The following is a 25,924-nucleotide window of genomic DNA, read 5'->3' as shown; positions in this document are numbered from 1 at the left end:
GGGGTTTCCGTGGGGGGTGGTGATGTGGGGCCGGTGCGACGGCTACGCCGTCTCAGCTGCCGTGGGCGTCAGCCGTTGAAGGCGCCGAAGGCCTTGGTGAACGCGAGCTCTTCCTGGTCGATCGAGCTGCAGGTCGGCGACGCGGTGTCCTGCGGGCTGGGGCACTGCTTGTCGCGGGTCGCGGACCACATCGACAGCCAGGCCAGGCCCTTGGACTTGGCGAACTCCACCAGCTGGGAGGCGTCGTCGACCTTGAATATCTCGTTCTTGACGTCATTGACGCCGATCATCGGGGTGACCGCGACGGCCTTCCACGCCTCGTCGTCGCTCAGCCCGAGCGCCTCCTTGATCTGGCCCTGGGTCGCGGTGGCGGCGTCGATCGCGTACTGGCCCATGTCGTCGTCGAAGGACGCGCCGTAGTCCATCGCCATGATGTTGACGGCGGAGACCTTCACGCCGTTCTTCTTGGCGTCGGCGACGAGGTCGACACCGTCCTGGGTGAGGCCGGTCGGCAGCACCGGCAGGGTGAAGGAGACATCCAGGTCCGCGTGCTGCTCCTGGAGCTTGGCTATCGCCTGGGCGCGGCGGGTGTTGGCCTCCTTGTTCGGGAGCGCGCTGCCCTCGATGTCGAAGTCGACCTTGGTGAGCTTGAGGGCGTCCACGACCTTGCCGTAGGCCGCGGCGAGCTCGTCCGCCGAGGTGCAGACCAGGCCCAGCTCGGAGCCGGAGGCGCCGCCGAAGGAGACCCGGACGTCGCCGCCCTTCGCGCGCAGCGCTTCGGTCTGCTTGGCCACCTCGTTGTCACCGACCTCGGTGCCGCCGCCCCACTTGGGGGCACAGCCGCCACCGGAGGTGATGAAGGCGAGGTTGAACTCCTTGACGCCGGTCTTGTCGGCGGTGCCCACCATGTCGTAGGCGGGGTAGAGCGAGGTGTCGATGTACGGGGCGAAGCCGCCCGCCGCCGCGGCGGGCTTCTCGGAGGCGGCGGGCTTCTCGGAGACGGTTCCCGCGTTCGCCGCCCCGCTGAGCGCGAACGCCGTGCCACCGGCCACGACGGCGGCGGCGGTCGCGCCGATCACCTTGGTGGTCCGGCTCGCCTTGCGACGGTGCGTACTGCTCATCAGGTGCCTGCCTTCGCTGTACGGATGTGGGGGGTTGGTGGTGCGGGCGACACGCTAGCGAGGGGAAGTCGGACAAACGGCAGGATCCGTGCACGGGCCACGGATCTTATGGCTGCCTTAAGGAACCCATCGGCGGCGATTAATGCTCCGCGGGCTCCTTGGCCCTGCCGCGGCCCCGGGTCCTCTTCTTACGGCCGCGCCGCCGCTGCCCCGGGTCGGCGGACCCGGCGCCGTTCAGCGAGAGCCACACCCGTACCTCGGTGCCGCCCAGCACGGACCGCCCGATCCGCAGATCGCCGCCCGTGGACTCCGCGACCCGGCGCACGATGTCCAGGCCGAGCCCGGTCGAGCCGGGGCCGCCGTCGCCGTGGCCCCGGCGGAGCGCCGCGTCGGGGTCGGCGATGCCGGGGCCCGCGTCCGAGACCAGGATGATCACGCTGTCCTCGCCGTTGTGGACGTCCACCGCGAGCGCCGTGCCCTCGGGCGTGTGCCGGAAGACATTGCCGAGCAGGGCGTCCAGCGCGGCGCCCAGTTCGGGGCGGGCGACCGGCACCCGCACGGTGCGGTCGACCCCGGCCAGCCGCACCGTACGGTCTTCGTCCTCGGCGAGCGCGGACCAGAACTCCATCCGCTCCCGGATCACCTCGGAGGCGTCACAGCCGGATGGGGTGTGCGTCTTCTGCTGGCGCGCGGTGCGGATGATCTGGTCGACCTCGCCCTCCAACTGGGCCACGGCGGCGCGGGTGTGGTCGGCCGCCGGTCCCTCGCCCAGCGAGGCGGCGTTGAGGCGCAGCACGGTGAGCGGGGTGCGGAGCCGGTGGGAGAGGTCGGCGGCCAGCTCGCGCTCGCCGGCCAGGAGCTGGACCACTTGGTCGGCCATGGAGTTGAACGCGGCGGCCGCCGCCCGGAGTTCGGCCGGGCCGTCCTCCGGGACACGCACCCCGAGCTCGCCCCGGCCCAGGTCGTGGGCGGCCTCGGCGAGCCGCCCGGCGGGGCGCACCAGCCGGGTGCCGAGCCGGTCGGCGATGGCCACCGCGCCGACGATCAGCGCGAGGCCGACACCCGCGAGCACCAGCCACGACGTGGTGACCCCGCTGGTGACCACGCCCCGCGGGACGTACACCTCCACGACCGCGACCTGACCGCCGCTCAGCGCGGTCGGCTGGAGCAGCGCATAGCCCCCGGGGGCGCCGGACACCGAGGCGCGGCCGAGCCGCCGCGCGGTGGCCAGCTCACCCTTGGGCGCACGGCTCTTGCCCAGGTCGTAGCCGCTCCCCCGCTCCCCCGGCTCATCGGGGACGTGCACCGCCATCCGGCCGTCCCCGCCCGCCTGGGTGCTGGCGACCGCGCGCTGCAGCCGCGCCCGCTCGGTGGTGATGGCGAGCGCCGGGCCGATGGTGGAGGCCTGCCGCTCGGCGTCGGCGAACGCCCGGTCCCGGGCCAGCTCCTTGACGACGAGTCCGAGCGGTACGGCGAAGGCGACCACGACCATCGCCGTGACCGCCAGACAGACCTTGACCAGAGCCCATCTCACGTGGGCTCCGCCGGGGGCTCCAGTTTGACCCCGACCCCGCGCAGCGTGTGGAGATAGCGCGGCCGGGCGGCCGTCTCGCCCAGCTTGCGGCGCAGCCAGGACAGATGGACGTCTATGGTCTGATCGTCTCCGTACGCCTGCCGCCAGACCTCGGCGAGGAGCTCCCGGCGCGGCACCACGACGCCGGGCCGCCCGGCGAGATAGGCCAGCAGGTCGAATTCCCGCCGGGTCAGATCGAGCGTCATCCCGTCCAACTGGGCCTGACGGCGCAGCGGATCGACGGCCAGCCCGCCGACCCGGAGCACCGCGGGGGGCGCCGCCGCGCCGCCCGGCTCGCCCGCCCCGCCCCCGCGCGTACGGCGCAGGACGGCGGTCATCCGGGCGGAGAGATGGGCCACGGAGAACGGTTTGACCAGGTAGTCGTCGGCGCCGTCGTTGAGCAGCCGGACGATCTCACCCTCGTCGTCACGGGCGGTGGCCACGATGACCGGCACATCGGTGATGCCGCGCAGCATCTTGAGCGCCTCCGCCCCGTCCAGGTCGGGCAGGCCGAGGTCCAGGATGACGACGTCGAACCCGATCTGCGCCACCTCACGCAACGCCTCCAGGGCGGTGCCGACGCTGCGCACGGTATGGGACGCCTCGGTCAACTGCCGTATGAGGGCTGAGCGCACGAACTGGTCGTCCTCGACCACAAGCACACTTGCCATGAGCGGCACCGTACGCCATTCGGGTGAGGCAAGATGAGGAAGATGCAAAGAGGTCTGGTCCAATGTCTGGCCTGGGTGCTGGCGACCGGCGCCGCGGTCACGCTGTCGTGGTACGGCGTGCGGACGGTGCTGACCGGTACGGCCTACGACCCGCCGCGCGCGCTGCCGATCACGGACGGCTCCGGGTCGGCGAACGGGGCCTGGTCCTCCTCCACGCATCGGCCCAAACCACCCTCGCCGTCGGCCACTTCACCGTCCTCGCCGTCCTCGCCCTCGCCTCCCGGGACGGACGCGGGGTCCGCGGGGTCCGCGGGGGACAAGGACAAGGAGTCCGGTTCGGCCGGGCGCACCCGGAAGCCGACGCAGACGCCGTCCCGACGGGAGCCTGCGCGGCCGGAGGAGAGCGGGGAGGTGCGCAGCTATCCGGCCAAGGGCGGCCGGGCAGTCTTCGACATCCGGGCGGCGTCGGCGGATCTGGTCTCGGCGACCCCGGACGGCGGATGGCAGATGCAGGTGTGGAAGCAGAGCGAGTGGATCCGGGTGGACTTCGTCTCCGGGGCCGACACCACCACCATCTTCTGCACCTGGCACGACGGCCCGCCCCAGGTCCGCATCGACGAGCACTGAGCGCTTCGCGGGAGGTCCCTTGCTGACCTCCGGTGCCGACCTCCGGTGCCGACCTCCGGTGCCGACCTCCGGTGCTGACCTCCGGTCAGGCGAAGACGGCGGGCGGCGGGGCCGGGGAGGGGGCGGCGGTCGCGTCGGTGACCGGGGCCGCGCCACCGGTGAAGTCCGCTAGCGCGCGGCCGTGTTCGACCCGGGCGGGGTGCGGATCGCCCGCGGCGCGGCGGGTGAGCTCGGCCAGCGGCAACTCGCGGTCCGCGGCCAGCAGCACGGCGTTCCCGAAGCGGCGGCCGCGCAGCAGGGCGGGGTCGGCGGTCAGACACACCTCGGCGAACACGGTGCGGGCGGTGGCGATCTGGGCCTTCAGATGGGCCAGCGGCGGGCCGTCGGCGAGGTTCGCGACGTAGCACCCGTCGGGGCGCAGGGCGCGGCGCACCTCGGCGAGGAACTCCGCGCTGGTGAGATGGGCGGGCGTACGGGCCCCGCTGAAGACATCCGCGATGATCAGATCCGCCCAGCCGTCGGGCACCTTGGCGAGCCCGGCCCGGGCATCGGCGCCGCGCACCCGTATCCGGTCACCGGGGTCCAGCGGCAGCTCACGCCGGACGAACTGGATGAGCGGGGCGTCGATCTCGATGATCTGCTGGGTGGAGCGGGGGCGGGCGGCCGCTATATAGCGGGCGAGGGTGAAGGCGCCGCCGCCCAGATGGACCGCGCGCAGCGGGCGGCCGGGAGGGGCGGCGAGATCGGCGACATGGCCGAATCTGCGCTGGTACTCGAAGTCGAGATACGCGGGGTCGTCGAGGTCCACATGCGACTGCGGCTTGCCGTCGAGCAGCAGCGTCCAGCCGCGCGGCCGGTCCCGGTCCGGCACGAGCTCGGCGAGCCCCCCGTCGACGGATGCGGTGACCGGCTCGGGGCTGCGTCCCCGCGCCGCTCCGCGCCCGCGCGCGGCTCGCTTGTTCGTGCCTTTCGCCATGTGTCCCAGTATGGGGCCGACCACTGACAGCCCCCGGGACTCACTGGCAGCGGTCGACGGCCTCGATCGTGCGGGCCGCCTCACCGAGCGCCGCCCGGAGCTCGGCGGGGTCGGTGGCGACCGTGTACGCCGCGTCGGGCGGCACCAGCCAGCCGGTGCCGATGCCCGGCGGGGCCTCGTTCCCGGCCGCACCGGACGCGCTGTCTCCGGATTCACTGCCCCCGGATTCACTGTCTCCGGACGCGGAGTCTCCGGACGCGGAGTCTCCGGACGCGGAGTCTCCGGACGCGGTGTCTCCGGACGGGGGGTCCCCGAACGCGGAGTCTCCGGTTCGGGTGTCTCCGGCCTCGGCGGAGGTGCCGGTGCCGGTGCCGGTGCCAGAGTCGATATTTATCCGGATCCCACGTCCGGATGTCTGGGTGCACGCCGAGCCCGGCAGGTCCCAGCCGTCCGCCGTGCCGGGCGGGACCAGGAAGCCGAGGGTGTCGCAGGCGTTGTCGTGCAGGACGGGACCGAGGCCGTCGCACGCACGACGCATGATGTCCACCGCCTCCAGCCCCTGGCGGGCGGGCACGGTGACGAGATCGCAGTCCTGGCGCTGGGGGTGCTGGGCAGTCGTCCGTGAGCGGCTGGTATCCACTCCGGCCTCCCTCTTCATCGGGTAGCACCTGGTTCAACGCGCGGCGGTGTCAACGGCTACGGCCGAATGCCGCCGTAAAGGATGGCAGTTCATGGCAGATCGTGGACGAGACGCCACATTTGCCGGAAATCTCCGAGTGTCGTGGATCTCACAGCCGGTACGGTTCTCCCCCGCCCACCTGGCATCACCAAGGGAGAGGCTCAGATGACGCCGCTTCCAGAGCCCCCGCCACCCCGGCCGAACACCGCGTTCCGCCGACTGCGCGGACAGCTCTCGCCCTCCGAGTTCGCGGCGTCCGTGCGCCGCGCCGCCCGTGAGATCGGCGAGCAGGTCTCCTGCGACGCCCGCTATATCGGCCGTGTCGAATCGGGGGCGATCCGCTGCCCCAACTACGCGTACGAGCGGGTCTTCCGCCATATGTTCCCCGGCCGCACCCTTACGGATCTCGGCTTCGCCTCCCGTGAGTCGGTGCGCGGCCACCAGGCGCGCGGCCCCATGGGCCCTCCCGTCCCCGTGCCCGTCCCCTTACCCGGCCCGCGCCCCGGGCCCTGCGCACCCCAGGGCAAGGGGCCCGTCGACGTCTTCGAGGAGAGCGAACTGCTGCGCCGCTCGTTCATGGCCGGTGGGGCGGCGGCCGCCGCCGTGGCCGCCGCGCCCCGGGCCGGGACGCCGCCCCGGCGGACGGAACGGCGGGTGGGCGAGGCCGAGGCCGCCGCCGTGGAGGAGGCGGTACGGCGGATCCGGGTGCTGGACGACCGGCACGGCGCCGACCCCCTCTACGCGCACACCGCCAAACCGCTGAGCGCCGCCTACGCGCTGCTCGACGCGGGCGGCTACAGCCGCTCCATCGCCGAGCGGCTCTTCGCGGGCGCGGGCGAACTGGCCATCTCGGTGGGCTGGCTGGCCCATGACTCCGGGCGGCTGTCCGACGCGCGGTCCCACTACGCCGAGGCCCTGGCCACCGCGCGGGTCTCCGGCGACGCCGCCCTGGAGGCGCACGCGTTCTGCAACACCGCCTTCCTCGCCCGCGACGCCGGACACCCCCGCGAGGCCGTGAGGGCGGCGCAGGCGGCCCAGCGGGTCGCCGAGCGGCTCGCCTCGCCACGGCTGCTGTCGCTGCTCGCGCTGCGCGAGGCCGGGGGGCTCGCCTGGCTGACCGACCGGGGTGGCTGTGAGCGGGCGCTGCTGCGCGCCCGGACCCTGTTCGAGCGCGGCCCCTGCGACGCCGACCCCGAGTGGATGAGCTTCTTCGGGGAGGCCGAACTGGAGGGGCTGGAGGCACAGTGCTGGTCGGCGCTCGGCGACTGGAAGCGCGCCGTGGAGCACGCGCGGCGCGCGGTCGCCCTCCAGAACCCCCACTTCACCCGCAACATCGCGCTCTTCACCACGGAGCTGGCGAGCGATCTGGTGGCGGGCGGCGCGCCGGACGCGGCCGCCGCCTCGGCCGGCCGGGCGCTCGGCCTGCTGGACCAGGTGAAGTCGTCGCGGATCCGCCGGATGCTCGACGACACGGCCCGGATACTTCGTCCTTACGGTCGCGATGCGGCGGTCGCGGACTTCCTCGCCCGCTATGAGACGGCCGCCGCCCGTCCCGAGGCCGCCGCCCGTCCCGAGCAGGGCGCGCGTCCCGAACCGGCCGGCCTCACCAGCCCGGTCTGACGCCGGTTCGGCCACTCGATCGGGATGGCCGGTTCAATGGCCGGTTCAGTCGAATGGCCGGTTCAGTCGAGATGACCGGTGTCGTTCCAGCGCTCGATGGCGGGCTCGCCGTACGCCCAGCCGAGCACCGACAGGGACGTGGGATCGAGCCGGATACGGGCGGCGAAGGAGGCGTCATGACCGAGCCAACGGGCGCCCAGCGTCCGCAGGATGTGGCCGTGCGCGAAGACCAGCACATCGCGGTCGGCCGAGCGCGCCCACTCCACGACCTCGTCGGCCCGCGCCTCGATCGAGGCGATCGACTCGCCCTCGGGCACCCCGTCGCGCCAGATGAGCCAGTCCGGCCGGATGGCCTTGATCTCGGCGGGGGTCATCCCCTCGTACGCGCCGTAGTCCCACTCCAGGAGCGCGTCCCACTCCCGCGCCCGGTCGCCGAAGCCCGCCAGCGCGCAGGTCTCCTTCGCCCGCGCCAGCGGGCTGGTGCGCACCTCGACGTCCGGGAGGCCCGCCCAGGGGCCGTGGCGCAGCCGCTCGCCGAGCAGTTCGGCGCCGCGCCGCCCCTCGTCCAGCAGCGGGATGTCCGTACGGCCGGTGTGCTTCCCGGTCAGCGACCACCGCGTCTGTCCGTGCCGGGCCAGGAGGATGCGTGGGGCCATGGGGCAGTGCCTTCTTTCACCGGATCCGCACCGCCGCGCCGCCGTGCGCCGTTACACGTCGCTGCCTGCGGTTTCGTGCACATCACAGGACCGGCACATGGCCGATCACCATCCCTCCATCATCGCGCACATGATCGGCAGGCAACCTCCGGGTCACTCCTGGCGTCTTCCAGGCTGCGCGCGAGTCCGCCAGGGGGTCCCGACAGTGGACGCGCTCGCGGATGGGGGCGGTGCGTAGGTCGCTTCGCCTACACCGTACGGTTGACCGCGCGCCTTTTCCTGGCCGGCTGAACTTTGGAGAGCGTCCGAATGCCCTATACCGTGCCCCGTGCCGGAGCAGCACAGGGCAGTCGGCCCCGTTGGTGGACCGAACTGCCGCTCATAGCGGTGGTGTACGCCGCGTACTCGGCCGGTCGGCTCCTGGCCCGCGGCGATGTGTCCACCGCCGTCGATCACGGTCTGGCGATCCTCCATTTCGAACAGCGTCTGAACATCGACTTCGAGTCGCCGCTGAACGACCTCTTCACGACCCACGCGGTCATAGGCATACCTGCGGACTTCGCCTACGCCTCGCTGCACTACGTCCTCACCCCGGCCATCCTGATGTGGCTGTGGAAGCGCCGTAAGGCGTCGGACTACCGCTTTCTGCGCACCTGGCTGCTGGTCTCCACCGTCATCGGGCTCATCGGCTTCACGCTGCTGCCGACGTGCCCGCCACGGCTCCTGGACGCGAGCCACGGCTTCGTGGACACCATGGCGCAGTACGGCTCGTACGGCTGGTGGGGCGGCGACGCCAGCGCACCGCGCGGGCTCGGCGGGCTGACCAACCAGTACGCGGCGATGCCCAGCCTCCATGTGGGATGGGCGCTGTGGTGCGGCGTCGCCCTGTGGCGGCACGGGCGCTCGGTGTGGGCCAAGGTCGGCGCGGTCGGCTATCCGCTGGTGATCGCACTCGTGGTGATGGGCACCGCCAACCACTACTTCCTGGACGCGGCCGCCGGCGTCGTCACCATGGGGCTCGGGGCGCTGCTGGCGGGCCCGGCGCTGCGGCTCACGGAGGCCCTGCGCAGCCGCCTGCGCCCCGCCCAGGAGGCCCCCGTCGCCTCCCGAAACGCGGCTGTGCCCGCGAATGTCGGTGACAAGTGCGAGACTTCGGCGCGTGAACGGGAACGGATCCCCCGACAGCAGGGCAGGGGCGCGGACAGGCAACGCACCGAGGGTGCCGCGGACGACGGCGGCCGGGGAGCCGGTGCCGGTGCCGGCGGCCGGGGCGGCCCGGCCACGGACGGCGCGGCCTCCACGGCAGGCGACGGGGCTCCGGCAGCGGCTCGCTGAGCTGCGCGGCCCGGCCACCGCTCCCCGTCCGATGGACGCCCGAGCGCTGGCGGCGCTGGCCGCCAACCCGGGCTGCCGCCGCCGCGCGCTGCTGGACGGGGCCGGGGTCGACAAGGGCGCGCTGGCGCAGGCCCTGGGGGCTCCCGCGAACTTCGGTCAGTCGCAGTTCGCGCATCAGCGCGGTAACTCCTTCGAGGCCCGGGTAAAGGCCGACGGCGGCGCGGACCTGGTCCGGCTGCTGCACGAGCGGCTGCGCGACGGCTCGGAGCCGCCCGGCCCCGGCGCCGTCGCGACCCCCGATCTGACCGCGCCCGGACCGCAGGGCCGCACCGCCCGTACGGCGCTCGCGCTGCGGGAGGCCACGGAGGCGGGGCGCTGGGCGCTGCTGGACCATCCGATGGTGAGCCTGGACGTCGCGGGCTCGCCCGCCTTCCTGGAGCCGGACGCGGTCGTGGTCCACCCCGACGGGTCGTGGACGGTCATCGAGATCAAGTCCTTCCCCATGGTGGACGGCTCCGCCGACCCGGCCAAGGTGGGCGCGGCCGCCCGGCAGTCGGCGGTCTACACGCTGGCGCTGGAGCGGGTGGCGTCGATGATCCGCGAGCCGGCGGAGGGCGGCGACGCGGCGGAGGCGGTGGAGGCGGCGAACAGGGCGGACCGCGCTCCCGTACGGGCCCGGGTGCGGCATCAGGTGCTGCTCGTGTGCCCCAAGGACTTCTCCAACCTGCCGACCGCCGAACTGGTCGATGTGCGCAAGCAGCTGGCGGTCACCCGGCGGCAGCTGGACCGGCTGATCCGGATCGAGGAGATCGCCGCCGCCCTCCCCGAGGGCACCACCTTCGACCTCCGGCTCACCGACGACGGCCGGATCCCGACCCGGCCGGTCGGGGAGCTCACGGCCGCCGTGGACGCGGTCGACGCGGCGTACGCGCCGGAGTGCCTGTCCACCTGTGAGCTGGCCGCCCACTGCCGGACGCGGTCCCGCGCGGCGGGACAGGTCGAGGCGCTGGGCCGTGGCGTCCGGGGCGAGCTGGGCGGGCTCACCACCGTGGACGCCGTCCTTACGGCCGCCATGAACGCTGCCGCCGACGAAACGCCCACCGGCGACCCCGCCGTGGACGCCCTGCGCCGCGCGGCGGCCCTGCGCGCCGAGGCGCTCGCGTCCCGCCCCGAGGCGGTGGCATGTCGCTGATCACCACCCTGGCCCGGATGGAGGCGGTCCGGGAGGGGCGGGCCCAGCCCCTGACCACCGTGCGCCACCGCCATCTGTCGGAGCGCCCGCTGGCGTTCGTCCCGCTCACCACCGCGGGTGAGGCGGGGGCGCCGCTCGGGGCACTGGTGGGCACCGACCGGGACGCGCCGCGGCTGCTGATCGTGGCCCAGCCACGCGACCGCGACCTGAGGTTCGCGTTCCTCGCCGAGCTCGCCGAGGAGATCCAGCCGTATCTGGACTCGTACGGGGACGAGGTCGAGCTGGAGGAGCGCAAGGAGACCGATCCGGAGACCGGTAAGAAGGTGCCGGTCCAGGTCGAGCTCTGCGCGGACGCGCCGCAGCTGCTGGTGCCCAGCGCCGCGGGCGTGGCGTTCGTCCGGCTGCTGGGCCGGTCTATGCGGTTCCGGCGGACCGCCGAGCAGGACCCGGAGACGCCCTTCCCGGCACCCGCGCGGGTACCGCTGCTGGGGCGGTGGCTGACCCACTACGGGGAGCGGGCGCGAGTGCCCGGCTCCTGTCTGCTGCTGTCGCTCACCGAGCTGCTGAGCCGTCACTGGGCGACCGGGCAGAGCAACCTGGAGGATCAGCACCTGGGCTCGCTGCTGGCCTGGATCGACCCGCCGGAGGGCGTACCGGGCGCGGAAGCGGCGCTGCGGGCGGAGTCGGAGCGGGACGGGGACAGTCGGCTGCGCTGCCCGCCCGCGGGCCCGGCCACCGACCCCGCCTTCGACAACAAGCTGCTGGCCCCGGCGATGTCCCGCTACGACGCGGCCCGTGCCGAGGCGTCACAGGGCGTGGCCGGGGGCGCGGCGCGGCTGCGGCTCGCCGAGGCGGAGCTGCGCGGGCTGATCGAGTCACAGCTGCGGCCCACCTGGGACGCGCTGTGGCGCGGAGTGGATCTGCTGCGCGCCCTCCCGGAGGGCGCGCGGGTGGCCGACCGCTGGAAGCGGGACCGCTGGTCCTACACCGGCCACCGGGACCGGGTCCGGGCCGGGGAGCCGCCGCAGCCCAAGCTGGACGACGCGGTGACGGCGGCGCAGAAGCTCGCCGCGCGCGAGACCGCGCAGGCCCAGCTGGACGCCCATGAGGCACTGGACGATCCGCTGGTCATGGCGGGGCGGCGGCTGGCCGGTGAGGCGTTCGCGGGCGAGGTGATCGATGTGGAGATGGCCTGGTCGGACGCGAAGGTGCCGCGCCCGCGCCCGCTGGTCACGATCCGCACCGAGGACCGTCCGCACCTGGCCGAGCGGGTCAAGCTGCACCGGGTCACGGCCGACGGCAGGGCACAGAGCGGGGAGTTCGCGGGTCTCGCGAACGTGGATGGTGCCGACGGGGCCGACGGGGCCGACGGAGCCGCTGCCGTGGAGGGCCAGGGCGACGCGAAGGGCCAGGGCGACGCGGACGGCCCAGGCGACGCGGACGCCCCGGACGACGCGGACGGCCAGGGCCGCGCGCTGGTGGTGCGGCTGACCGGCGGAATGGGCCGGGGCAAGCAGCCCGAGCCGGGCACGGTGCCCGAGAAGGGCGACCGGGTGTGCTGGACGCTGTTCGAGCACGCCCCGCGCGGCGGCCCCGAGCTGCCCGACGCAGATAGCACCCCATGGACCCACGGCGGCCCGCCGGACGCCGCCGCCCCGGTCCAGGGCCCCCAGCCCGACCCGATGACCGAGGAGGACTATCTGTGATCGGCGCGGACCCGGCCGCCGCCGCTGCCCACCCGGGCCGTGCCCGCGCGGACGAGCCGTTCGACCCGTCGGCCGCCGCGGCGCGCGCCACCGAGGCGATCCTGCACGACACGCTGCACGGAGCGGACCGCGGCGTCGTCGTGGACTCCCCGCCCGGTGCGGGCAAGTCGACGCTGGTGGTGCGGGCGGCGCGGGAGCTGGCCGCCGCCGGACGGCCGCTGATGGTGGTCGCGCAGACCAACGCCCAGGTGGACGACCTGGTGGACCGGCTGGCCACGGCGGACCCCGACCTCCCGGTGGGGCGGCTGCACAGCAGCGATCCGCATCCGTACGACCCGGTGCTCGACGGTCATGAGTCGGTCCGCGCCTCCGCGAAGATCGCCGACCTCGCCGGGCTCGACATCGTGGTCTCCACGGCCGCGAAGTGGGCGCACGTCAAAAACGTCGAGCCGTGGCGGCACGCGATCGTGGACGAGGCGTACCAGATGCGCTCCGACGCGCTGCTTGCGGTCGCCGGGCTGTTCGAGCGGGCGCTGTTCGTGGGCGACCCCGGGCAGCTGGACCCGTTCAGCGTGGTGGGCGCCGACCAGTGGGCGGGGCTTTCGTACGACCCGTCGGCGAGCGCGGTCACCACCCTGCTCGCCCACAATCCGCGGCTTCCGCAGCACCGGCTGCCGGTCTCCTGGCGGCTCCCGGCCACGGCCGCGCCGCTGGTCTCGCACGCGTTCTACCCGTACACGCCCTTCCGCAGCGGCACCGGCCACGGCGAGCGGCGGCTGAGCTTCGGGGTGGCCTCCGACGGCTCGGGGCCCGACCGGGTGCTGGACGAGGCCGCCGAGTCCGGCTGGGGGCTGCTGGAGCTGCCCGCCCGGCGCACCCCGCGCACCGACCCGGAGGCGGTGGCGGCCGTGGCCCAGGTGGTGCGGCGGCTGCTGGACCGGGGCGCGGTGGCGGTCAGCGAGCGGTCCGACGAGCCGCAACCGGTCGCCGCGGACCGGATCGCGGTGGGCACGGCGCACCGGGACCAGGCGGCGGCGGTCCGGGCGGCGCTGGCGGGGCTCGGGGTCTCCGGCGTCACCGTCGACACCGCCAATCGCCTCCAAGGGCGTGAGTTCGACGTCACGGTCGTGCTCCACCCGCTGTCGGGGCGGCCGGACGCCACGGCCTTCCACCTGGAGACGGGGCGGCTGTGCGTGCTGGCGTCGCGGCACCGGCAGGCGTGTGTGGTGGTGTGCCGGGCGGGGGTGGCCGAACTGCTGGACGAGCATCCCTCCACGGAGCCGGTGCAGCTGGGCGTCACGGTGAAGTTCCCGGACGGCTGGGAGGCCAATCACGCGGTGCTGGCGCACCTGTCGGAGCACCGGGTGGCATGGCGGCCGTAAGGGCGTGATGAGCGTGGCTCGGGCGGCTGTATGGGCGTGCGGGCGTGGCTCGGGCGGCCGTAGGAGCCTGTCGCCGAGGGCCGTAAGGGCGGCGCGTTCCCGGTGGCCGTACGGTGCGTCACCGGGGTGAGAGGTGCGGCCAGGGTTCAGGGGACGGTGGGGTGGGGAGAGACCCCAGGTCGGCGGCGTACGGCGGGGGTGCCCTTGCCCTACGCGCGACAATGGAGACGACAAGACCCGCGAACCGTACGTGTCTCACGAGCCAGGAGGAGAGATCACATGCCCGAGCCGGATTCGGCTCACGGCCGGCACGGCTCCGCGCCCCGGCGGCTGAAGCCCGCGCCCCTGCTCTTCGAACCGGCCGCCGCCGCGTCGGACGAGGCGCACTTCTTCGACCTGGAGTCGATCGAAGACCCGCGTGAGCTGCTGTCCCGCTCGACGGAGCTGGTGCTGGCGTTCCGCGCGGCGACGGACCGGGCCATGGAGTTCCAGGCGATGGCGGCCGCGCAGCTCGCCGACCCGAGGCGGTTCGATCGGCTGACCCCCGCCGTGATCGCCGAGCGTGCCGAGTGGACCGAGGACTACGCCAAGAAGATGGTCGAATTCGGTCGTGAGCTGATGCGGGGCGGCGAGGTGCTGGACTGACGGCAGGCGTGAGCCCGGGGCATATGCGGGCGGAAGGTACCCGATACCGCCGTCCGATGTCCCGGTTTCGTCTCATCTCTCTACACCGTCATCGCTGACGGTAAAGGTGGAAACATGAGCAGATCGCCGCAGGACTCGCTTCACACCGCCGCCTTCGTCACCCCGGCAGGCGCGGACTGGCTCGCCTCGGCCAGCGCCTCCCCGCGCGGTGTGCAGGCCCTGTGGGCCGCTGCCCCGACCGCCCCGGTGACGCTGCCGTGCGGTACGGCGTTCGACGTCATCAGCATGGACGCGCTCTTCGGCCGCCGGGTGGTGGGCCGGTTATGGACCGACGGCCCCGGCACCGGACCGGTCGCGGCCCAGGGCGGCCGGGTCATGCTCTTCGCCACCCCGGGTACCGCCCAGCGGCTGCCCGCGCTGCTCGGCTGGGAGGAGTGGGGCGCGGCCGCTCCCCCACTGCTCTGCTACGGCCGGGGCGACGCGGTGACCGTGCCGCCGCTGTTCCCGCCCGACCCCGGACCACCGGAGGCGGCGCCCCTGGAGGGCGATCCCCAAGAGGCCGACGCCGGGAGGCCCAGTGCCCGGGAGCCCCGGGCCCGGGAGTCCGGAGCCCGGGAGTCCGCCCCGATGCCGTCACCGCGCTGGCTGGTCGCGCCCGATGTCCGCAACCCCTGGCTGCCCGGCCCCGAGGTGTTGCTGTGGGCCTGCGTCAGAGCGGCCCGCAGCACCGGTGGTGATCTTGTCAGCACGGCTGTGACCAGCGCACCTGCCGCCTTTCCGGGCTGAAACTTATCGATTTTCACTCCATGGCGTCCGGGTGCTAAGGTCTCCTACGTCGGCAGGCGCCGCTAGCTCAGTTGGTTAGAGCAGCTGACTCTTAATCAGCGGGTCCGGGGTTCGAGTCCCTGGCGGCGCACAGACAGTGAAAGGCCCCTCACTTCGGTGAGGGGCCTTTCGCGTGGCCGACGGCATGGGTCGCGTCTGACCGGCGGACTCACACCGCCGGGCCCGCGAGCCGGGTGACCGCCCGCACCGCCTTGTCCGGGCCGGGCATCGCGAGCGCCTCCCGGCGCAGGGCATGCGCCGCCGCGGCGTACGAGGGCTGCTCCAGCAACGCGAACAGATCCAGGGCCAGCCGGGCGCCCGCCGCCCGCGCCCCGGGCCGGGCCGCGTCGAGGGCATCGGCGGGCAGATACATCCCGGCGCCCGCCCGGGCCAGCCGCGCCCCGTTCAGCTGGTGCTCCAGACGGGGCGCGACGACCAGCTGCGGCACCCCGGCCATGGCGGCGGCCAGCACCGCCGTGCCCCCGCCCTGGTGGACCAGCACCCGGCAGCCCGGCAGCACCCGGTGCAGCGGCCCGGCGGGCGGCCGCCCCTCGGCGGCGCTTCCGACCCGGACGACCTCCACACCCCGCGCCTCGGCGGCCCACAGCGCGGCCCGTACGGCGTCCGGCGGGCCACCGGCGTCATCCCATGCCGCGCACACCCGCACCGGCCCGGAGCGCCTGGGGCCGCCGCCCGGCCCACGCCGCCCGTTCGACGCGGCGGTGTGGCGCCCGGAGTGCCCGGAGTGCCCGAGGTGTTCATGGCGCCCGGGGCGCCCGGGGTGTTCATGGCGCGCGGGGTGCGCCCCGGCGCGGCGGGCCTCGTACGGCGACGTCCCGTCGTACGGCACGAAGCGCACCGGCAGCCGCCGCGCCCGCGAGGGCAGCGCGAGACTCGGCGGGCAGGGGTCGAGCCACAGGTCGGGCTCGCGCGCCGGGTCGGCGCCGTAACGCCTCATCAGCCGGGCGTAGCCGGGCAGCGGCGGGCCTTCGAGCCGCTGCCGGTCCAGCCGCAGGACGGCCGCGCTCCCCCACAGCTGGCCGACCGCGGGCACCCCCAGCGCTCCCGCGGCCACCGTGCCCGCGTACGCGCCCGCGTCGTGCACCACCAGCTCCGGCTGCCAGCAGCGGGCGAAGGCCACCAGGCCCTGGGCCATCGCCTCGGCGATCCGCACCTGCCGGTCGCCGCACGCGCGCAGCACGCCGTGCTGCTCCGGGGTGAGCGCGGCGGGCCGCACCGGCCACTCCGTGGGCCAGATGCCGCGCGGGCGGCGCGCCACGTCCGGCCCTCTGACCACCGCCAGGGGCAGGGCGCCGATCTGCACCGGCACCAGGCCGGTGCGGGCGACAGCCGCCGCGCATTCGGACGGCACCGCGACCCGCACTTGATGCCCGGCCCCGAGCAGGGCGCGGGCCAACGGCACCATGGGGACGAGATGGGCACCCGAGGCCCAGGTCGTGAACAGGACGCGCACGGTCACCTCCCGCAGAGGTCGAGCCGACCGGACCGACCCGTCCGGCCGATGGACATGACACCGGGCCGACTCCGCGCGACCCCCGGCGGGTTCAGCGGCGCCCCGCGAGCGTCAGCGTCTCGCCGGTGATCGCGCCGTTCGCCGCCGAGCACAGGAAGACGAGAGCGCGGGCGACGTCCTGAGGGGTGGTCGTGGGGCCCTCGGGGGTCGTGGGGCCCTCGGACGCGGTGGGACCCGCGGTAGCGGTGGGCGGCCGGTCGAGCCTGGTCGGTGGCCAGTCGGGCGGGGTCGGTGGCCGGACCGGCGTGGTCGGTGGCCGGTCGGGCGGGGTGGGCCCGGGGCACACGGCGTTGATCAGCACTCCCTCCCCGCCCACCTCGCCCGCCAGTCCGCGGACCAGACCTCGCAGCCCGGCCCGCGCCACCTCGTGGAACTCCCCACCCGGGGCGCCCTCCGGCGCGTGCGGCGGGGCCACCAGCGCGATCCGGCCCCAGCCGCGCTTGCGCATCCCTGCGACGGCCCACTGGACGGTGCGGATCGCGGGCGCGAACGCGTCGGCGACGAGCGGCCGCCAGTGCTCCTCCGGGACGTCCTCGAACCGGGCGTGCGGCTCACGTCGCGCGCCCCTTCGCCGGGCGGCCGCCACCAGCACGTCCAGCCCGCCCCAGTGCTCCTCCACGGCGGCCACGACCCAGCGCGGCGACGCGGCGTCGTCCAGGGCGTACGGCACGGCGAAGGCCCTGCCCCGGTCCGGTCCTGACAGCTCGACGGCCAGCGCCTCGGCGATCTCGTGGCGGTGCCGGAAGGCGAGCGCGACCCGGGCACCCTGCTCCGCGAAGGCGCGCGCGGCGGCGCTGCCGATGGCCCCGGTGGCCCCGGTGACCAGGACCGTGCGTCCCTCCAGACCGAGGTCCAACATGGGCGCTCCTCGCGGTCGTTCCCACTGAGAAGGCCATGGTCGCCGCCGTGACTCGAGCCTGCCTCGACCCGCGCCCGACCCTGTGCGGGGGCTCGCTCGGCGGCTATCCGGCGTTTCGCCGGAAGGCGGAGCGATAGCTGTGCGGGCTGGTGCCGACGACGCGCTTGAAACGGTCCCGGAAGGAGGTCGGCGAGCCGAACCCCACCTGGGAGGCGATGCGTTCGACGGGGTGGGTGGTGGCCTCCAGCAGATACTGCGCCTGGCGGATCCGGGCGCGGTGCAGCCACTGCAGCGGGGTGGTCCCGGTGTGCTCACGGAAGCGGCGGTTGAGGGTGCGGGTGCTCATGCCGACGTGGGCGGCGATCTCGTTGAGGGTGAGGTCCCGTCCGGCGTTGTCCTCCATCCACCGCAGCAGGGGTTCGAACAGCGAGCCGCGCGGCACGGGCGGCTGGTCGTGGACGATGAACTGGGCCTGTCCGCCCTCCCGTTCCAGGGGCATCACGGACAGCCGGGCGGCGTCGGCGGCCACGGCGGAGCCATGGTCGCGCCGGATGAGGTGCAGACACAGGTCGAGCCCGGCCGCGGCGCCCGCCGAGGTGAGGAACTGGCCGTTGTCCACATAGAGCACATCCGGGTCGACCTGGATCTTCGGATGGAGCTCGGCGAGCAGCGCGCCGCCGAGCCAGTGCGTGGTGGCGCGGAGTCCGTCGAGCAGCCCGGTGGCGGCGAGGATGAAGGCCCCGGAGCAGATCGAGGCGATACGGGTGCCCCGCCCGGCCGCGTCCCGCAGCGCCTCGACCACCTCGTCGGGGATCGGGAGCAGGGGGTCGCCGCGGCCGGGCACCACGATGGTGTCGGCCTCGGCGAGCGCCTCGATCCCGTACGGAGCCTGGAGGGCGAACACCCCGGCGTCGACGGCGGGGGCGGGGGCGCAGACCCGGACCCGATAGGGCTCACGGCCGTCGGGCAGCCGGGTGCGGGTGAACACCTCGATCGGGGTGGCCAGATCGAAGGCGATGACCTGGTCCAGCGCCAGGATCACGACAGTGTGCATGGCCTCAACCTAGGCCGTAGGGGGCATCGCACCAACGCCGGAGTGGCGAGAAGCCGGTGCACAGCTGATTTCCAGCCATCGCGCTCGAGGGTGTCATATGCGGCCGCACACCCCCGCGTCGGCGATACGGATCGAGGGGTTGCCGTAGGCCATGCGCTGGAGGATCTTGCGATAGAGCGGCGTACGACGCAGCGCCCGCGCGAGACGGGGGCGCACCCGGGTGGTGAACGCGCCCTGCGAGAGGATCGCCCGGCTCTGCAGGGTCTGCATCCGCATCACCGCCGCGATATCGGGCCCACGCCGCCGCTCGAACTCCGCCAGCCGCTCGGCGCTGGTGTCGCCCTCGGCCAGGGCACGGGCCAGCAGGGGATGCAGCACCACCGCGTCCTGCACCGCGAGGTTGATGCCCTGGGCGCCGATCGGGCTGTGGGTGTGGGCGGCGTCGCCGATCAGCACCAGCCCGTCGGCCACCCAGTTCTCGGCGCGTGCGGAGAAGACATCGAGCACACCGAGGTCGGCGGGGGTGCGGATCTGATCGCGGATCAGCGTGGCGTACCGCGGCACGGCACGCGCCAGCCGCTCCTTGACGTGGTCGAGGCCGAGGGCGGCGATATGGCCGTAGCGCCGGTGCGGCAGGGTCCAGCCGATCTGGATCCGGTTCGGCCAGGAGCCGTAGACCAGCACCGGGCCGCCGCCGGTGCGGTACACCCGCACATCGCGGACCGGCGGCTCTTCCGGGGGCGTGATGAGGGTGCACCACAGCACATCCTGGGCGAACGCGTCGGCGCGGCCCGCCCCGATGCCCGCCAGCCGCCGGACCCTCGAGAACCGGCCGTCCGCGCCGACCACGACCCGGGCCCGTACGGCACAGCGGCCCGGCGAGCCTTCGGCGATGACCCCGGCGATCCGGCCCTCCCGCCGCAGCAGCGCCCCGGCCCGCCGTCCGGGCAGATAGCGGAAGCCGGGCGAGCGGCGGCAGTGGGCGAGGAGCTCGTCCAGCAGATGGGGGCGCACCACGCTCAGCAGGTGGTCGTACGGGGCAGGAAGCAGCCGGTAGTCGGCCTCCAGCAGCACCCGCTCGCCCTCGATCACCAGAAACCGGTGGTGCTCATGGGCGCCGCGGGCGCGGGCGCCGGCGAGCACGTCGAGCGCGTCCAACAACTCCATCGCGCCGGGCTGGAGTATTTCGCCGCGGACCACGCGCTGATGCGCGCGGGCGCACTCCACCACGGTCACCCGAGCGCCTGACCGCAGCATCAGCAGCGCCAGCACCAGACCGGCCGGGCCTCCCCCGACCACGCACACATCGGTGTCGATCTCGCGCATCATCGCGCCTCCTGCTGGTCGGGCTCAGGGTCCAGGGCTTCAGGCCATGGGCATCGGGCATCGGGCGCCTGTGACAGCCCCTGGACGCGCTACGGCTCCGCTTGCCCGCGCGGGGGGATCGGGCAGCGGAGCCGTAGCAGGCCCGGCTGAAGGGCGGCGCCGGGCGTATTTGGGGGGATGGTTCGCCGGACGGGGACGGCTGGTACGGGACCTACGGGACTCCGGACGAGGACGGGGCGGTGTCGGGGATGTCGAGGACCTCGGGGATGTCGGGGACCTCGGGGACCTCGGGGCTCTGCTCTGCGGGGGCTGTCGACTGTGGGCGGGGGCCGAGGCCGCGGCTGGGGAGGCCGGTGGCCGGGGGCCGGGGGCTATGCGGCGAACAGATCGAGCACCGGGCGGCGCCAGTGGCCGTGCAGGTCCAGATCGAGCGCCGGGTCGGAGGCGAGCACTGCCTGCTGGAGCTTCTGCAGCCGCGGCGACGGCTCCAGCCCGAGGTCCTCCACCAGTCTGGCGCGCAGCCCCTGGTAGACCTCCAGCGCCTGCCAGGGGCGGCCCGCCCGGTAGAGCGCGGCCATGCACTGGGCGTGCAGCCCCTCGTGCAGCGGATGACGGGCGGTCAGCTCGGTGAGCTCCGTGAGCAGCTCGGCATGGCGGCCCAGCCGCAGATCGGCCTCGATACGGCGCTCCAGGACGCCGAGCCGGCTCTCCTCCAGACGGGCCAGCTCGATCTCCAGGACCGGCCCGACCTTCACATCCACCAGCGCGGGGCCGCGCCAGACGGCCAGCGCCTCGCGCAGCAGCAGGGACGCCTGGACATCGTCCCCGGCGTCCAGCGCGTCCCGCCCCGCGGCCACCAGCCGGTCGTACTCATGGATGTCCACCGCGCCCGGCTGGGCCTCCAGCACATATCCGCCGTACCGCGTGGCGAGCACGTCCTTGGAAGCCTGCGGGGCCTGTGGGCCATAGGCAGCGGCCAGCCTGCGGCGCAGCTGCAGGATGTAGGTCTGCAAAGTGGTGAGTGCGCTGCGCGGCATCTGTGTGCCCCAGATTTCCTCCATAAGAGTGGGCACCGGGAGCATCTGGTTGGCGTAGACGGAAAGCAGTGCAAGGATCTGGCGCGGCTTGCCCGCGCTGGGCACGATCGACTGACCGCACGCCTCGACGCTCAGCGGCCCCAACACCTTGATGTCCATGGTCCTGTACCTCCGTCAACGGTCCGTCAAGTGCCTCCTGGCCGCGCGGCCCTGCCACCGAGGCATCTAAGAGCCTCGCTTGTGGGCGGCCTGCGCGGCCAGTGCCGGAGTACCGAGCTCGATATGAGTTCCAGAGCCTCGCACCATGACAAATTCACACCCCTGGCGACAAGAGAGTCCGCGATGACCGATACGCCCGTCCCACATGAGTCCACGAGCCCCGCCGCCCTGGCTCATCCCGCCAAGAACACCGAGGTCGCCGGGGTCGCCGGGGTCGCCGGAGCCGTCCAGATCACCGAGCGCGCCAAGACCGCCGAGGCCGTTCGTCCGCCCGCCGAGGACGACGACCTGGTCATCGAGGACCTCTCCGACGCCGCCTGGCCCATCCCCGCGCCCGGCATCTGCATCTGCACCGTCGGCGCCGAATGACCGGGCAATGACCGGCGAACTGGGCTTCACACCACATCTGCGGGTCGAGCCGGTGCCCGGCGAGGCCGTCTACCTCGTCTCCGAGCACGGGGTCACGGCGCTGCACGGGCGGGCGATCGCCGCGCTGGCACCACTGCTCGACGGGTCGCGGGACCTCGCCCACATCCTCACCGAGGCCGCCGCGCCCGGCCGTGCCGCGGGCCCGCCCGGCGCGGTCCCGGCCGGGCAGGCCGAGCGCGTCATCGCCCGTCTCCGCGCGGCCGGGCTGGTCTCCGAGCGGGAGCACGCCTGGAGCCCCGAGGAGGCGTACTGGGAGCTGGCCGGGCTGGGCACGGGCGGCTCCGCCCCGGCCCCCACGCCCGCGTCCGCCCGCCCCGCCGTGGCCCCGCTGGTGCTCGGCTCGACCGACCCGGACGAGGTGGTCCGGGCGCTGCGCGTCGCAGGGCTGAGGACGGTGGACGCCGGGACCGCGGACCCGGGGTCCGTGAACGCGGAGGCGGCGGAAGGCGATCCGACGGCCTCGGGGGCCGATAGTCCTCGGCGGGAGATATGTCAAATCGCCATTCGTCAACATGACGCCGCAGAACTCACCCTTGTGGTGTGCGATGACTACCTCGATCCCCGGCTCGCCGCCGTGGACGCCGCGCACCGGGCCGCCGGCCGTCGCTGGCTGCCCGTCAAACCGGTGGGCACCCAGGCGTGGCTGGGCCCGCTCCTCGGCGCCCCGGACGATCCGTGCTGGGTCTGTCTGGCCGACCGGCTGTGGCGCGGACGGCAGGCCGAGGCGTATCTCCAGCGCCGGCTCGGCCGCCGCGGACCGGTGCCGCGGCCGCCCGCCTCCCTGCCCGCGAGCCGCGCCGCCGCGCTCCAGCTCGCCGCCCTTGAGGCCGCCAAGTGGCTGGCCGGGTACCGGCACCCGGGCCAGCGGGAGCTGCGCACCCTGGACAGTCTCACCGCCACCGTGGACCGCCATCCGCTCTCCCGACGCCCGCAGTGCGCCGGCTGCGGCGATCCGGCGCTGGTCGCGGCCCGGATACGGGCGCCCCTGTCGCTGCCCTCACCACGGGAGCCACGAGAGCCAAGGACGCCAAAGGAGCCGCCGACCGAGACCGCGGCCGACACCTCCCCGCGCGGAATCTTGGAGCGCTACGGACATCTCGTGGACCCCGTCACCGGACTGGTCACCGAGATCCGGCGCGATCCGCGCGGCCCCGCCGTCCTCAACTGCTTCCACGCCCGCCACCCTTCGTACGCCGGGGCGGGCCCCCACAGCGGCCTGGACGCCGTAAGGGCCGGGCTGCGGGCCGCCGCCCACGGTAAGGGCCGCACGGCCGAACAGGCGCGGGCGAGCGCGCTGTGCGAGGCCCTGGAGCACTACAGCGGCCACTTCCAGGGGGACGAGCCGCGTCAGCGCGCCCGCTACCGCGATCTGCGCCCGGAGGACGCGGTGCATCCGGACACCGTCCAGCTCTTCGACCCGCGCCAGTTCCGGGACCCCGCCCTCCCCGCGCGCCACCGCGTCCAGGACCCGTTCGACGAGGGCGCGGAGCTGGACTGGACCCCGGTGTGGTCGCTCACCGCCGAGCGCCACCGGCTGCTGCCCACCGCGCTGCTGTACTACGGCGCCCCGCAGCCCCCGGGCCACCGCTGCTGCCGGGCCGGCTCCAACGGCGCGGCGGCGGGCGCCACCCTGGCCGACGCCGTCGTACGGGGCTTCCTGGAGCTCGTGGAGCGGGACGCGGTCGCCCTGTGGTGGTACAACCGCACCCGGCAGCCCGCCGTGGCCCTGGAGGCCTTCGACGACCCGTGGCTGGCCGAAGTGCGCGCCGCCCACCGGGGCGTGCGGCGCGAGGTGTGGGCCCTGGACCTCACCACGGACTTCGGCATCCCGGTGGTCGCCGCGCTCTCCCGGCGCCTCGACAAGCCCGCCGAGGACATCACCTTCGGCTTCGGCGCCCACTTCGACCGGCACACCGCGCTGTGCCACGCCTTCGCCGAGCTGAACCAGATGCTTCCGGCGGTGGTCGAGGCCCGCGCCGACGGTGGTGGTTACGGCGCCGCCGAGCCCGAGGCGCTGCGCTGGTTCCGTACCGCGGCCCTCGCCGACCATCCGTATCTGACGCCTGATCCGGCCGCCCCACCGCCCCCGGGGATATCCGGCGCCGCGGAGCCCGCGGAGGGCGGTGCGCCGGCCGCCGTGCGGGAGTTGGTGCGCGGGCGCGGGATGGAACTGCTGGTACTGGACCAGACCCGGCCGGATGTGGGGCTGCCGGTGGCCAAGGTGCTGGTGCCCGGAATGCGCCCGCACTGGGCCCGGTTCGCGCCCGGCCGGCTCTTCGACGCCCCCGTGGCACTCGGCCGGTTGCCGGGGCCCACGCCCTACGCGGATCTCAACCCGATTCCGTTTTTCCTGTGATCCCCCGTGATATCCGGTAACTCTGCGTACACCATGAGCCTTCCACAGGCTCTCTCCACCCCAGGTGAAGATCGGATACTCTCGGGCAAGCCACCCAATCCGGCCCGACCATCCGGAGGACGAGTGCAGGGGAGCCTCTTGCCCGACGATGCCGGGAACCATCCACCGCGCCACCAGGACGGTCTGGCGCCGCGTCTGGCCGTGGTCATCACGGTCCTCGTGCTGGTGGGGTACTTCGCCGTGGCCGTCACCTACGTGGTCGACGGCAATCGTTCGGGCAGGTCGGTCGACGCGGCGATGCTCGGTCTTGCCCTGCTGCCGATGACCGTGCTGCTCTGTCTCCAGATGCTGCACTCCTTCCCCGGCCTCGCGCCCCGGCTCAGCGGTGCGCGGCGCTGGACGCTGGCGCTCCAGACGGTGCTGACCTTCGCCCCCTTCGCCATCTTCAAGCACGCCTGGCTGGGCATGCCGGGCTTCCTGGCCGGCTCCTCGCTGCTGGTGCTGGTCCCGGCGCTGGCGTGGCCCGCGTTCGCGGCCATCCTGCTGTGCACGGACGTGCTGCTGTTCCAGGTGGGCTTCGGCTGGGGTCAGGTCGCGTACACCTCGGTCTCCACCGCGCTGACCGGGCTGGTGGTCTTCGGGCTCTCGCGGCTGTCCGGGCTGGTCGCCGAGGTGTCCCGGTCCCGGGCCGAGCTGGCCCGGCTGGCGGTCGCCCAGGAGCGGCTGCGGTTCTCCCGGGACGTGCACGATCTGCTGGGCTACAGCCTGTCCACGATCACCCTCAAATGCGAGCTGGTGCACCGGCTGGTGCCACGGCAGAACTCCCGCGCCCAGCAGGAACTCTCGGAGATCCTGCAGACCTCCCGTCAGGCCCTCGCCGACGTACGGGCGGTGGCCAGCGGCTATCGCAAGATGTCGCTGTCGGCGGAGGCGGCCACGGCCCGCTCGATGCTGGCCGCGGCGGGCATCAGCGCCACGGCCGAGATCGACTGCGGACCGCTGCCGGAGCTGGTGGACACGGTGCTGGCGAGCGTGTTGCGCGAGGGGCTGACCAATGTGCTGCGCCACAGCAAGGCCGACCATTGCGCGGTCGAGGCGCGGCGCAGCGGGCGCCGGGTGTCACTGACCCTCGTCAACGACGGGGTGGGCCGACCGTCCACGATCCTGCGCGCCGACAGCTCGGACGGCGGCAGCGGCATCGGCAACCTCCGGGTGCGGGTGGAGAACCTCGACGGGCGGCTACGCGCGGGCGTACGGTCGGACGGCTGGTTCGAGTTACGGGCGGAGCTGGATGTGTCCGTGGACGCGCCGCCGCGGAGCGGCCGGGAGTACGGCCCGGGTCCGACGGTGACGGCGTGACGGCGTGACGGGGCCCAACGGCGCGACCGCTCCTGCCGGTGTATTGGCCGCTGACGGCGCAATGGAACCCCTGACGGCCTGCCCAGCACGCGGGAACGCCGTACGCCGTCTTAGAGCCAGCCCGCCTCGCGGGCGATCCGGATGGCGTCCACCCGGTTGCGGGCGTCCAGCTTGGTCACGGCGGACGTCAGATAGTTGCGCACCGTGCCCACCGACAGGAACAGCTTGGCCGCGATCTGCCCGGAGTCCTCGCCCTTCGCGGCGAACCGCAGGACCTCGAGCTCCCTTGGGGTCAGCGGCTGTGGGCCGTCGTCCAGGGCGGCCAGCGCGAGCTGGGGATCGATCACCCGCTCGCCCTTGGCGACGGCGCGGATGGCGTCGCTCAGCTTCTCCGGGCTGCTGTCCTTCAGCAGAAAGCCGGAGACATGGGCGGCCAGCGCCCGGCGCAGGTTTCCGGGGCGGCCGAGGCTGGTGAGCATCATGGTGCGGCATTCGGGGACGGCGGTGCTCAATTCGGCGGCGGCGGTGAGCCCGTCCACGCCCGGCAGGTCGATGTCGAGGACGGCGACGTCCGGGCGGAGCTCTCGGGCGCGCGGCAGGATTTCGGCGCCGTCGGAGAATTCGGCGACCACGTCGATATCCGGTTCGAGTTCCAGCAGGGCGACCAGTGCCTTGCGCAACATATGCATGTCTTCCGCGATCAGCACCCTGACCATGCCGCCCCCTGCTTTCCCCGCCCGGCC

Annotated in this window: 23 protein-coding genes and 1 tRNA gene; 12 read left to right on the top strand and 12 right to left on the bottom strand. The window is 74.0% G+C overall.

The window, feature by feature from the left end; genetic code table 11:
* Positions 1-68 precede the first annotated feature (68 nt).
* The 3 genes from LIV37_RS31285 to LIV37_RS31275 all read right to left on the bottom strand — a co-directional run bounded on the left by LIV37_RS31285 (position 69) and on the right by LIV37_RS31275 (position 3,365).
* Positions 69-1,121 carry a chitinase gene (locus tag LIV37_RS31285; RefSeq protein WP_121824295.1) on the bottom strand — a complete coding sequence of 351 codons (1,053 nt, stop codon included), beginning with the start codon at positions 1,119-1,121 and terminating at the stop codon, positions 69-71.
* 139 nt (positions 1,122-1,260) lie between these two features.
* Positions 1,261-2,655, bottom strand: coding sequence for a sensor histidine kinase (locus LIV37_RS31280; protein ID WP_020871087.1), 1,395 nt, complete (start codon positions 2,653-2,655; stop codon positions 1,261-1,263).
* Positions 2,652-3,365, bottom strand: a complete 714-nt coding sequence (locus LIV37_RS31275; RefSeq protein WP_020871086.1) for a response regulator transcription factor — start codon at positions 3,363-3,365, stop codon at positions 2,652-2,654. Before LIV37_RS31275 ends, LIV37_RS31280 begins: the two co-directional genes overlap by 4 nt.
* A gap of 42 nt (positions 3,366-3,407) precedes the next feature.
* On the opposite strand from LIV37_RS31275, the gene LIV37_RS31270 reads away from it, so the two are divergent.
* Positions 3,408-3,992 (top strand): hypothetical protein, encoded by a 585-nt coding sequence (locus LIV37_RS31270; RefSeq protein ID WP_121824297.1) that lies wholly within the window; start codon positions 3,408-3,410, stop codon positions 3,990-3,992.
* A gap of 85 nt (positions 3,993-4,077) precedes the next feature.
* On the opposite strand, the gene LIV37_RS31265 is transcribed toward LIV37_RS31270, so the two are convergent.
* Both LIV37_RS31265 and LIV37_RS31260 read right to left on the bottom strand, forming a co-directional pair.
* Complete coding sequence (locus tag LIV37_RS31265; protein WP_121825160.1) at positions 4,078-4,968, bottom strand: spermidine synthase; 891 nt, start codon at positions 4,966-4,968, stop codon at positions 4,078-4,080.
* A gap of 40 nt (positions 4,969-5,008) precedes the next feature.
* A complete protein-coding gene (locus LIV37_RS31260; RefSeq protein WP_243146130.1) occupies positions 5,009-5,608 on the bottom strand; it encodes a hypothetical protein in 600 nt (199 codons plus the stop codon).
* Between the two features lie 204 nt (positions 5,609-5,812).
* On the opposite strand from LIV37_RS31260, the gene LIV37_RS31255 reads away from it, so the two are divergent.
* The gene (locus tag LIV37_RS31255) at positions 5,813-7,267 is read left to right on the top strand and encodes an NsdA family TPR-like regulatory protein (RefSeq protein WP_020871082.1); all 1,455 of its coding nucleotides are present in this window, start codon (positions 5,813-5,815) and stop codon (positions 7,265-7,267) included.
* A gap of 62 nt (positions 7,268-7,329) precedes the next feature.
* On the opposite strand, the gene LIV37_RS31250 is transcribed toward LIV37_RS31255, so the two are convergent.
* Positions 7,330-7,923, bottom strand: a complete 594-nt coding sequence (locus LIV37_RS31250; protein WP_020871081.1) for a histidine phosphatase family protein — start codon at positions 7,921-7,923, stop codon at positions 7,330-7,332.
* 309 nt (positions 7,924-8,232) lie between these two features.
* Here LIV37_RS31250 and LIV37_RS31245 point away from each other — a divergent pair, with 309 nt between their 5' ends.
* The 7 genes from LIV37_RS31245 to LIV37_RS31215 all read left to right on the top strand — a co-directional run bounded on the left by LIV37_RS31245 (position 8,233) and on the right by LIV37_RS31215 (position 15,099).
* Complete coding sequence (locus LIV37_RS31245; RefSeq protein WP_121824298.1) at positions 8,233-9,258, top strand: phosphatase PAP2 family protein; 1,026 nt, start codon at positions 8,233-8,235, stop codon at positions 9,256-9,258.
* A gap of 31 nt (positions 9,259-9,289) precedes the next feature.
* The gene (locus tag LIV37_RS31240; protein WP_121825161.1) at positions 9,290-10,450 is read left to right on the top strand and encodes a hypothetical protein; all 1,161 of its coding nucleotides are present in this window, start codon (positions 9,290-9,292) and stop codon (positions 10,448-10,450) included.
* Positions 10,441-12,156 (top strand): hypothetical protein, encoded by a 1,716-nt coding sequence (locus tag LIV37_RS31235; protein ID WP_020871078.1) that lies wholly within the window; start codon positions 10,441-10,443, stop codon positions 12,154-12,156. Before LIV37_RS31240 ends, LIV37_RS31235 begins: the two co-directional genes overlap by 10 nt.
* Positions 12,156-13,538 (top strand): AAA family ATPase, encoded by a 1,383-nt coding sequence (locus LIV37_RS31230; protein WP_243146272.1) that lies wholly within the window; start codon positions 12,156-12,158, stop codon positions 13,536-13,538. The genes LIV37_RS31235 and LIV37_RS31230 overlap by 1 nt, the downstream gene beginning before the upstream one ends.
* A 279-nt stretch (positions 13,539-13,817) precedes the next feature.
* The gene (locus tag LIV37_RS31225; RefSeq protein ID WP_020871076.1) at positions 13,818-14,183 is read left to right on the top strand and encodes a hypothetical protein; all 366 of its coding nucleotides are present in this window, start codon (positions 13,818-13,820) and stop codon (positions 14,181-14,183) included.
* 114 nt (positions 14,184-14,297) lie between these two features.
* Entirely contained in the window at positions 14,298-14,969 is a 672-nt protein-coding gene (locus LIV37_RS31220; RefSeq protein ID WP_020871075.1) for a bifunctional DNA primase/polymerase, read from the top strand.
* A 56-nt stretch (positions 14,970-15,025) separates the two neighbouring features.
* Positions 15,026-15,099 (top strand) — tRNA-Lys (locus tag LIV37_RS31215).
* Positions 15,100-15,177: 78 nt separating this feature from the next.
* On the opposite strand, the gene LIV37_RS31210 is transcribed toward LIV37_RS31215, so the two are convergent.
* The 5 genes from LIV37_RS31210 to LIV37_RS31190 all read right to left on the bottom strand — a co-directional run bounded on the left by LIV37_RS31210 (position 15,178) and on the right by LIV37_RS31190 (position 20,977).
* Positions 15,178-16,482, bottom strand: a complete 1,305-nt coding sequence (locus LIV37_RS31210) for a nucleotide disphospho-sugar-binding domain-containing protein (protein ID WP_121824299.1) — start codon at positions 16,480-16,482, stop codon at positions 15,178-15,180.
* A gap of 91 nt (positions 16,483-16,573) precedes the next feature.
* Positions 16,574-17,401 carry an SDR family NAD(P)-dependent oxidoreductase gene (locus LIV37_RS31205; RefSeq protein WP_020871073.1) on the bottom strand — a complete coding sequence of 276 codons (828 nt, stop codon included), beginning with the start codon at positions 17,399-17,401 and terminating at the stop codon, positions 16,574-16,576.
* 103 nt (positions 17,402-17,504) lie between these two features.
* Positions 17,505-18,455, bottom strand: coding sequence for a GlxA family transcriptional regulator (locus tag LIV37_RS31200; RefSeq protein ID WP_020871072.1), 951 nt, complete (start codon positions 18,453-18,455; stop codon positions 17,505-17,507).
* A gap of 93 nt (positions 18,456-18,548) precedes the next feature.
* Positions 18,549-19,784, bottom strand: a complete 1,236-nt coding sequence (locus LIV37_RS31195; RefSeq protein ID WP_020871071.1) for an FAD-dependent monooxygenase — start codon at positions 19,782-19,784, stop codon at positions 18,549-18,551.
* Positions 19,785-20,152: 368 nt separating this feature from the next.
* On the bottom strand, positions 20,153-20,977 hold the full coding sequence (locus LIV37_RS31190; RefSeq protein WP_020871070.1) for an AfsR/SARP family transcriptional regulator: 825 nt from the start codon (positions 20,975-20,977) through the stop codon (positions 20,153-20,155).
* A 183-nt stretch (positions 20,978-21,160) separates the two neighbouring features.
* On the opposite strand from LIV37_RS31190, the gene LIV37_RS31185 reads away from it, so the two are divergent.
* The 3 genes from LIV37_RS31185 (at position 21,161) to LIV37_RS31175 (ending at position 25,181) form a co-directional block, all read left to right on the top strand.
* Positions 21,161-21,406, top strand: a complete 246-nt coding sequence (locus LIV37_RS31185; RefSeq protein WP_020871069.1) for a hypothetical protein — start codon at positions 21,161-21,163, stop codon at positions 21,404-21,406.
* 7 nt (positions 21,407-21,413) lie between these two features.
* Positions 21,414-23,822, top strand: coding sequence for a TOMM precursor leader peptide-binding protein (locus tag LIV37_RS31180; RefSeq protein ID WP_020871068.1), 2,409 nt, complete (start codon positions 21,414-21,416; stop codon positions 23,820-23,822).
* A 138-nt stretch (positions 23,823-23,960) separates the two neighbouring features.
* On the top strand, positions 23,961-25,181 hold the full coding sequence (locus tag LIV37_RS31175; protein WP_243146131.1) for a sensor histidine kinase: 1,221 nt from the start codon (positions 23,961-23,963) through the stop codon (positions 25,179-25,181).
* A gap of 110 nt (positions 25,182-25,291) precedes the next feature.
* Here the strand turns inward: LIV37_RS31175 and LIV37_RS31170 are convergent, their stop codons facing one another.
* On the bottom strand, positions 25,292-25,897 hold the full coding sequence (locus tag LIV37_RS31170; RefSeq protein WP_020871066.1) for a response regulator transcription factor: 606 nt from the start codon (positions 25,895-25,897) through the stop codon (positions 25,292-25,294).
* Positions 25,898-25,924: the final 27 nt, after the last annotated feature.

Source organism: Streptomyces rapamycinicus NRRL 5491, assembly GCF_024298965.1.
Lineage (GTDB): Bacteria > Actinomycetota > Actinomycetes > Streptomycetales > Streptomycetaceae > Streptomyces > Streptomyces rapamycinicus.
The sequence above is the reverse complement of the archived record's forward strand: the minus strand, read 5'-3'. Positions and strand labels throughout refer to the sequence as shown.

Coding starts and splice junctions, on each gene's coding strand:
- LIV37_RS31240 (WP_121825161.1), top strand. CDS start 9,290: ATGGACGCCCGAGCGCTGGCGGCGCTGGCCGCCAACCCGGGCTGCCGC.
- LIV37_RS31185 (WP_020871069.1), top strand. CDS start 21,161: ATGACCGATACGCCCGTCCCACATGAGTCCACGAGCCCCGCCGCCCTG.
- LIV37_RS31180 (WP_020871068.1), top strand. CDS start 21,414: ATGACCGGCGAACTGGGCTTCACACCACATCTGCGGGTCGAGCCGGTG.
- LIV37_RS31170 (WP_020871066.1), bottom strand. CDS start 25,897: ATGGTCAGGGTGCTGATCGCGGAAGACATGCATATGTTGCGCAAGGCA.
- LIV37_RS31205 (WP_020871073.1), bottom strand. CDS start 17,401: ATGTTGGACCTCGGTCTGGAGGGACGCACGGTCCTGGTCACCGGGGCC.
- LIV37_RS31265 (WP_121825160.1), bottom strand. CDS start 4,968: ATGGCGAAAGGCACGAACAAGCGAGCCGCGCGCGGGCGCGGAGCGGCG.
- LIV37_RS31235 (WP_020871078.1), top strand. CDS start 10,441: ATGTCGCTGATCACCACCCTGGCCCGGATGGAGGCGGTCCGGGAGGGG.
- LIV37_RS31275 (WP_020871086.1), bottom strand. CDS start 3,365: ATGGCAAGTGTGCTTGTGGTCGAGGACGACCAGTTCGTGCGCTCAGCC.
- LIV37_RS31220 (WP_020871075.1), top strand. CDS start 14,298: ATGAGCAGATCGCCGCAGGACTCGCTTCACACCGCCGCCTTCGTCACC.
- LIV37_RS31190 (WP_020871070.1), bottom strand. CDS start 20,977: ATGGACATCAAGGTGTTGGGGCCGCTGAGCGTCGAGGCGTGCGGTCAG.
- LIV37_RS31200 (WP_020871072.1), bottom strand. CDS start 18,455: ATGCACACTGTCGTGATCCTGGCGCTGGACCAGGTCATCGCCTTCGAT.
- LIV37_RS31245 (WP_121824298.1), top strand. CDS start 8,233: ATGCCCTATACCGTGCCCCGTGCCGGAGCAGCACAGGGCAGTCGGCCC.
- LIV37_RS31255 (WP_020871082.1), top strand. CDS start 5,813: ATGACGCCGCTTCCAGAGCCCCCGCCACCCCGGCCGAACACCGCGTTC.
- LIV37_RS31195 (WP_020871071.1), bottom strand. CDS start 19,784: ATGATGCGCGAGATCGACACCGATGTGTGCGTGGTCGGGGGAGGCCCG.
- LIV37_RS31225 (WP_020871076.1), top strand. CDS start 13,818: ATGCCCGAGCCGGATTCGGCTCACGGCCGGCACGGCTCCGCGCCCCGG.
- LIV37_RS31270 (WP_121824297.1), top strand. CDS start 3,408: ATGCAAAGAGGTCTGGTCCAATGTCTGGCCTGGGTGCTGGCGACCGGC.
- LIV37_RS31285 (WP_121824295.1), bottom strand. CDS start 1,121: ATGAGCAGTACGCACCGTCGCAAGGCGAGCCGGACCACCAAGGTGATC.
- LIV37_RS31250 (WP_020871081.1), bottom strand. CDS start 7,923: ATGGCCCCACGCATCCTCCTGGCCCGGCACGGACAGACGCGGTGGTCG.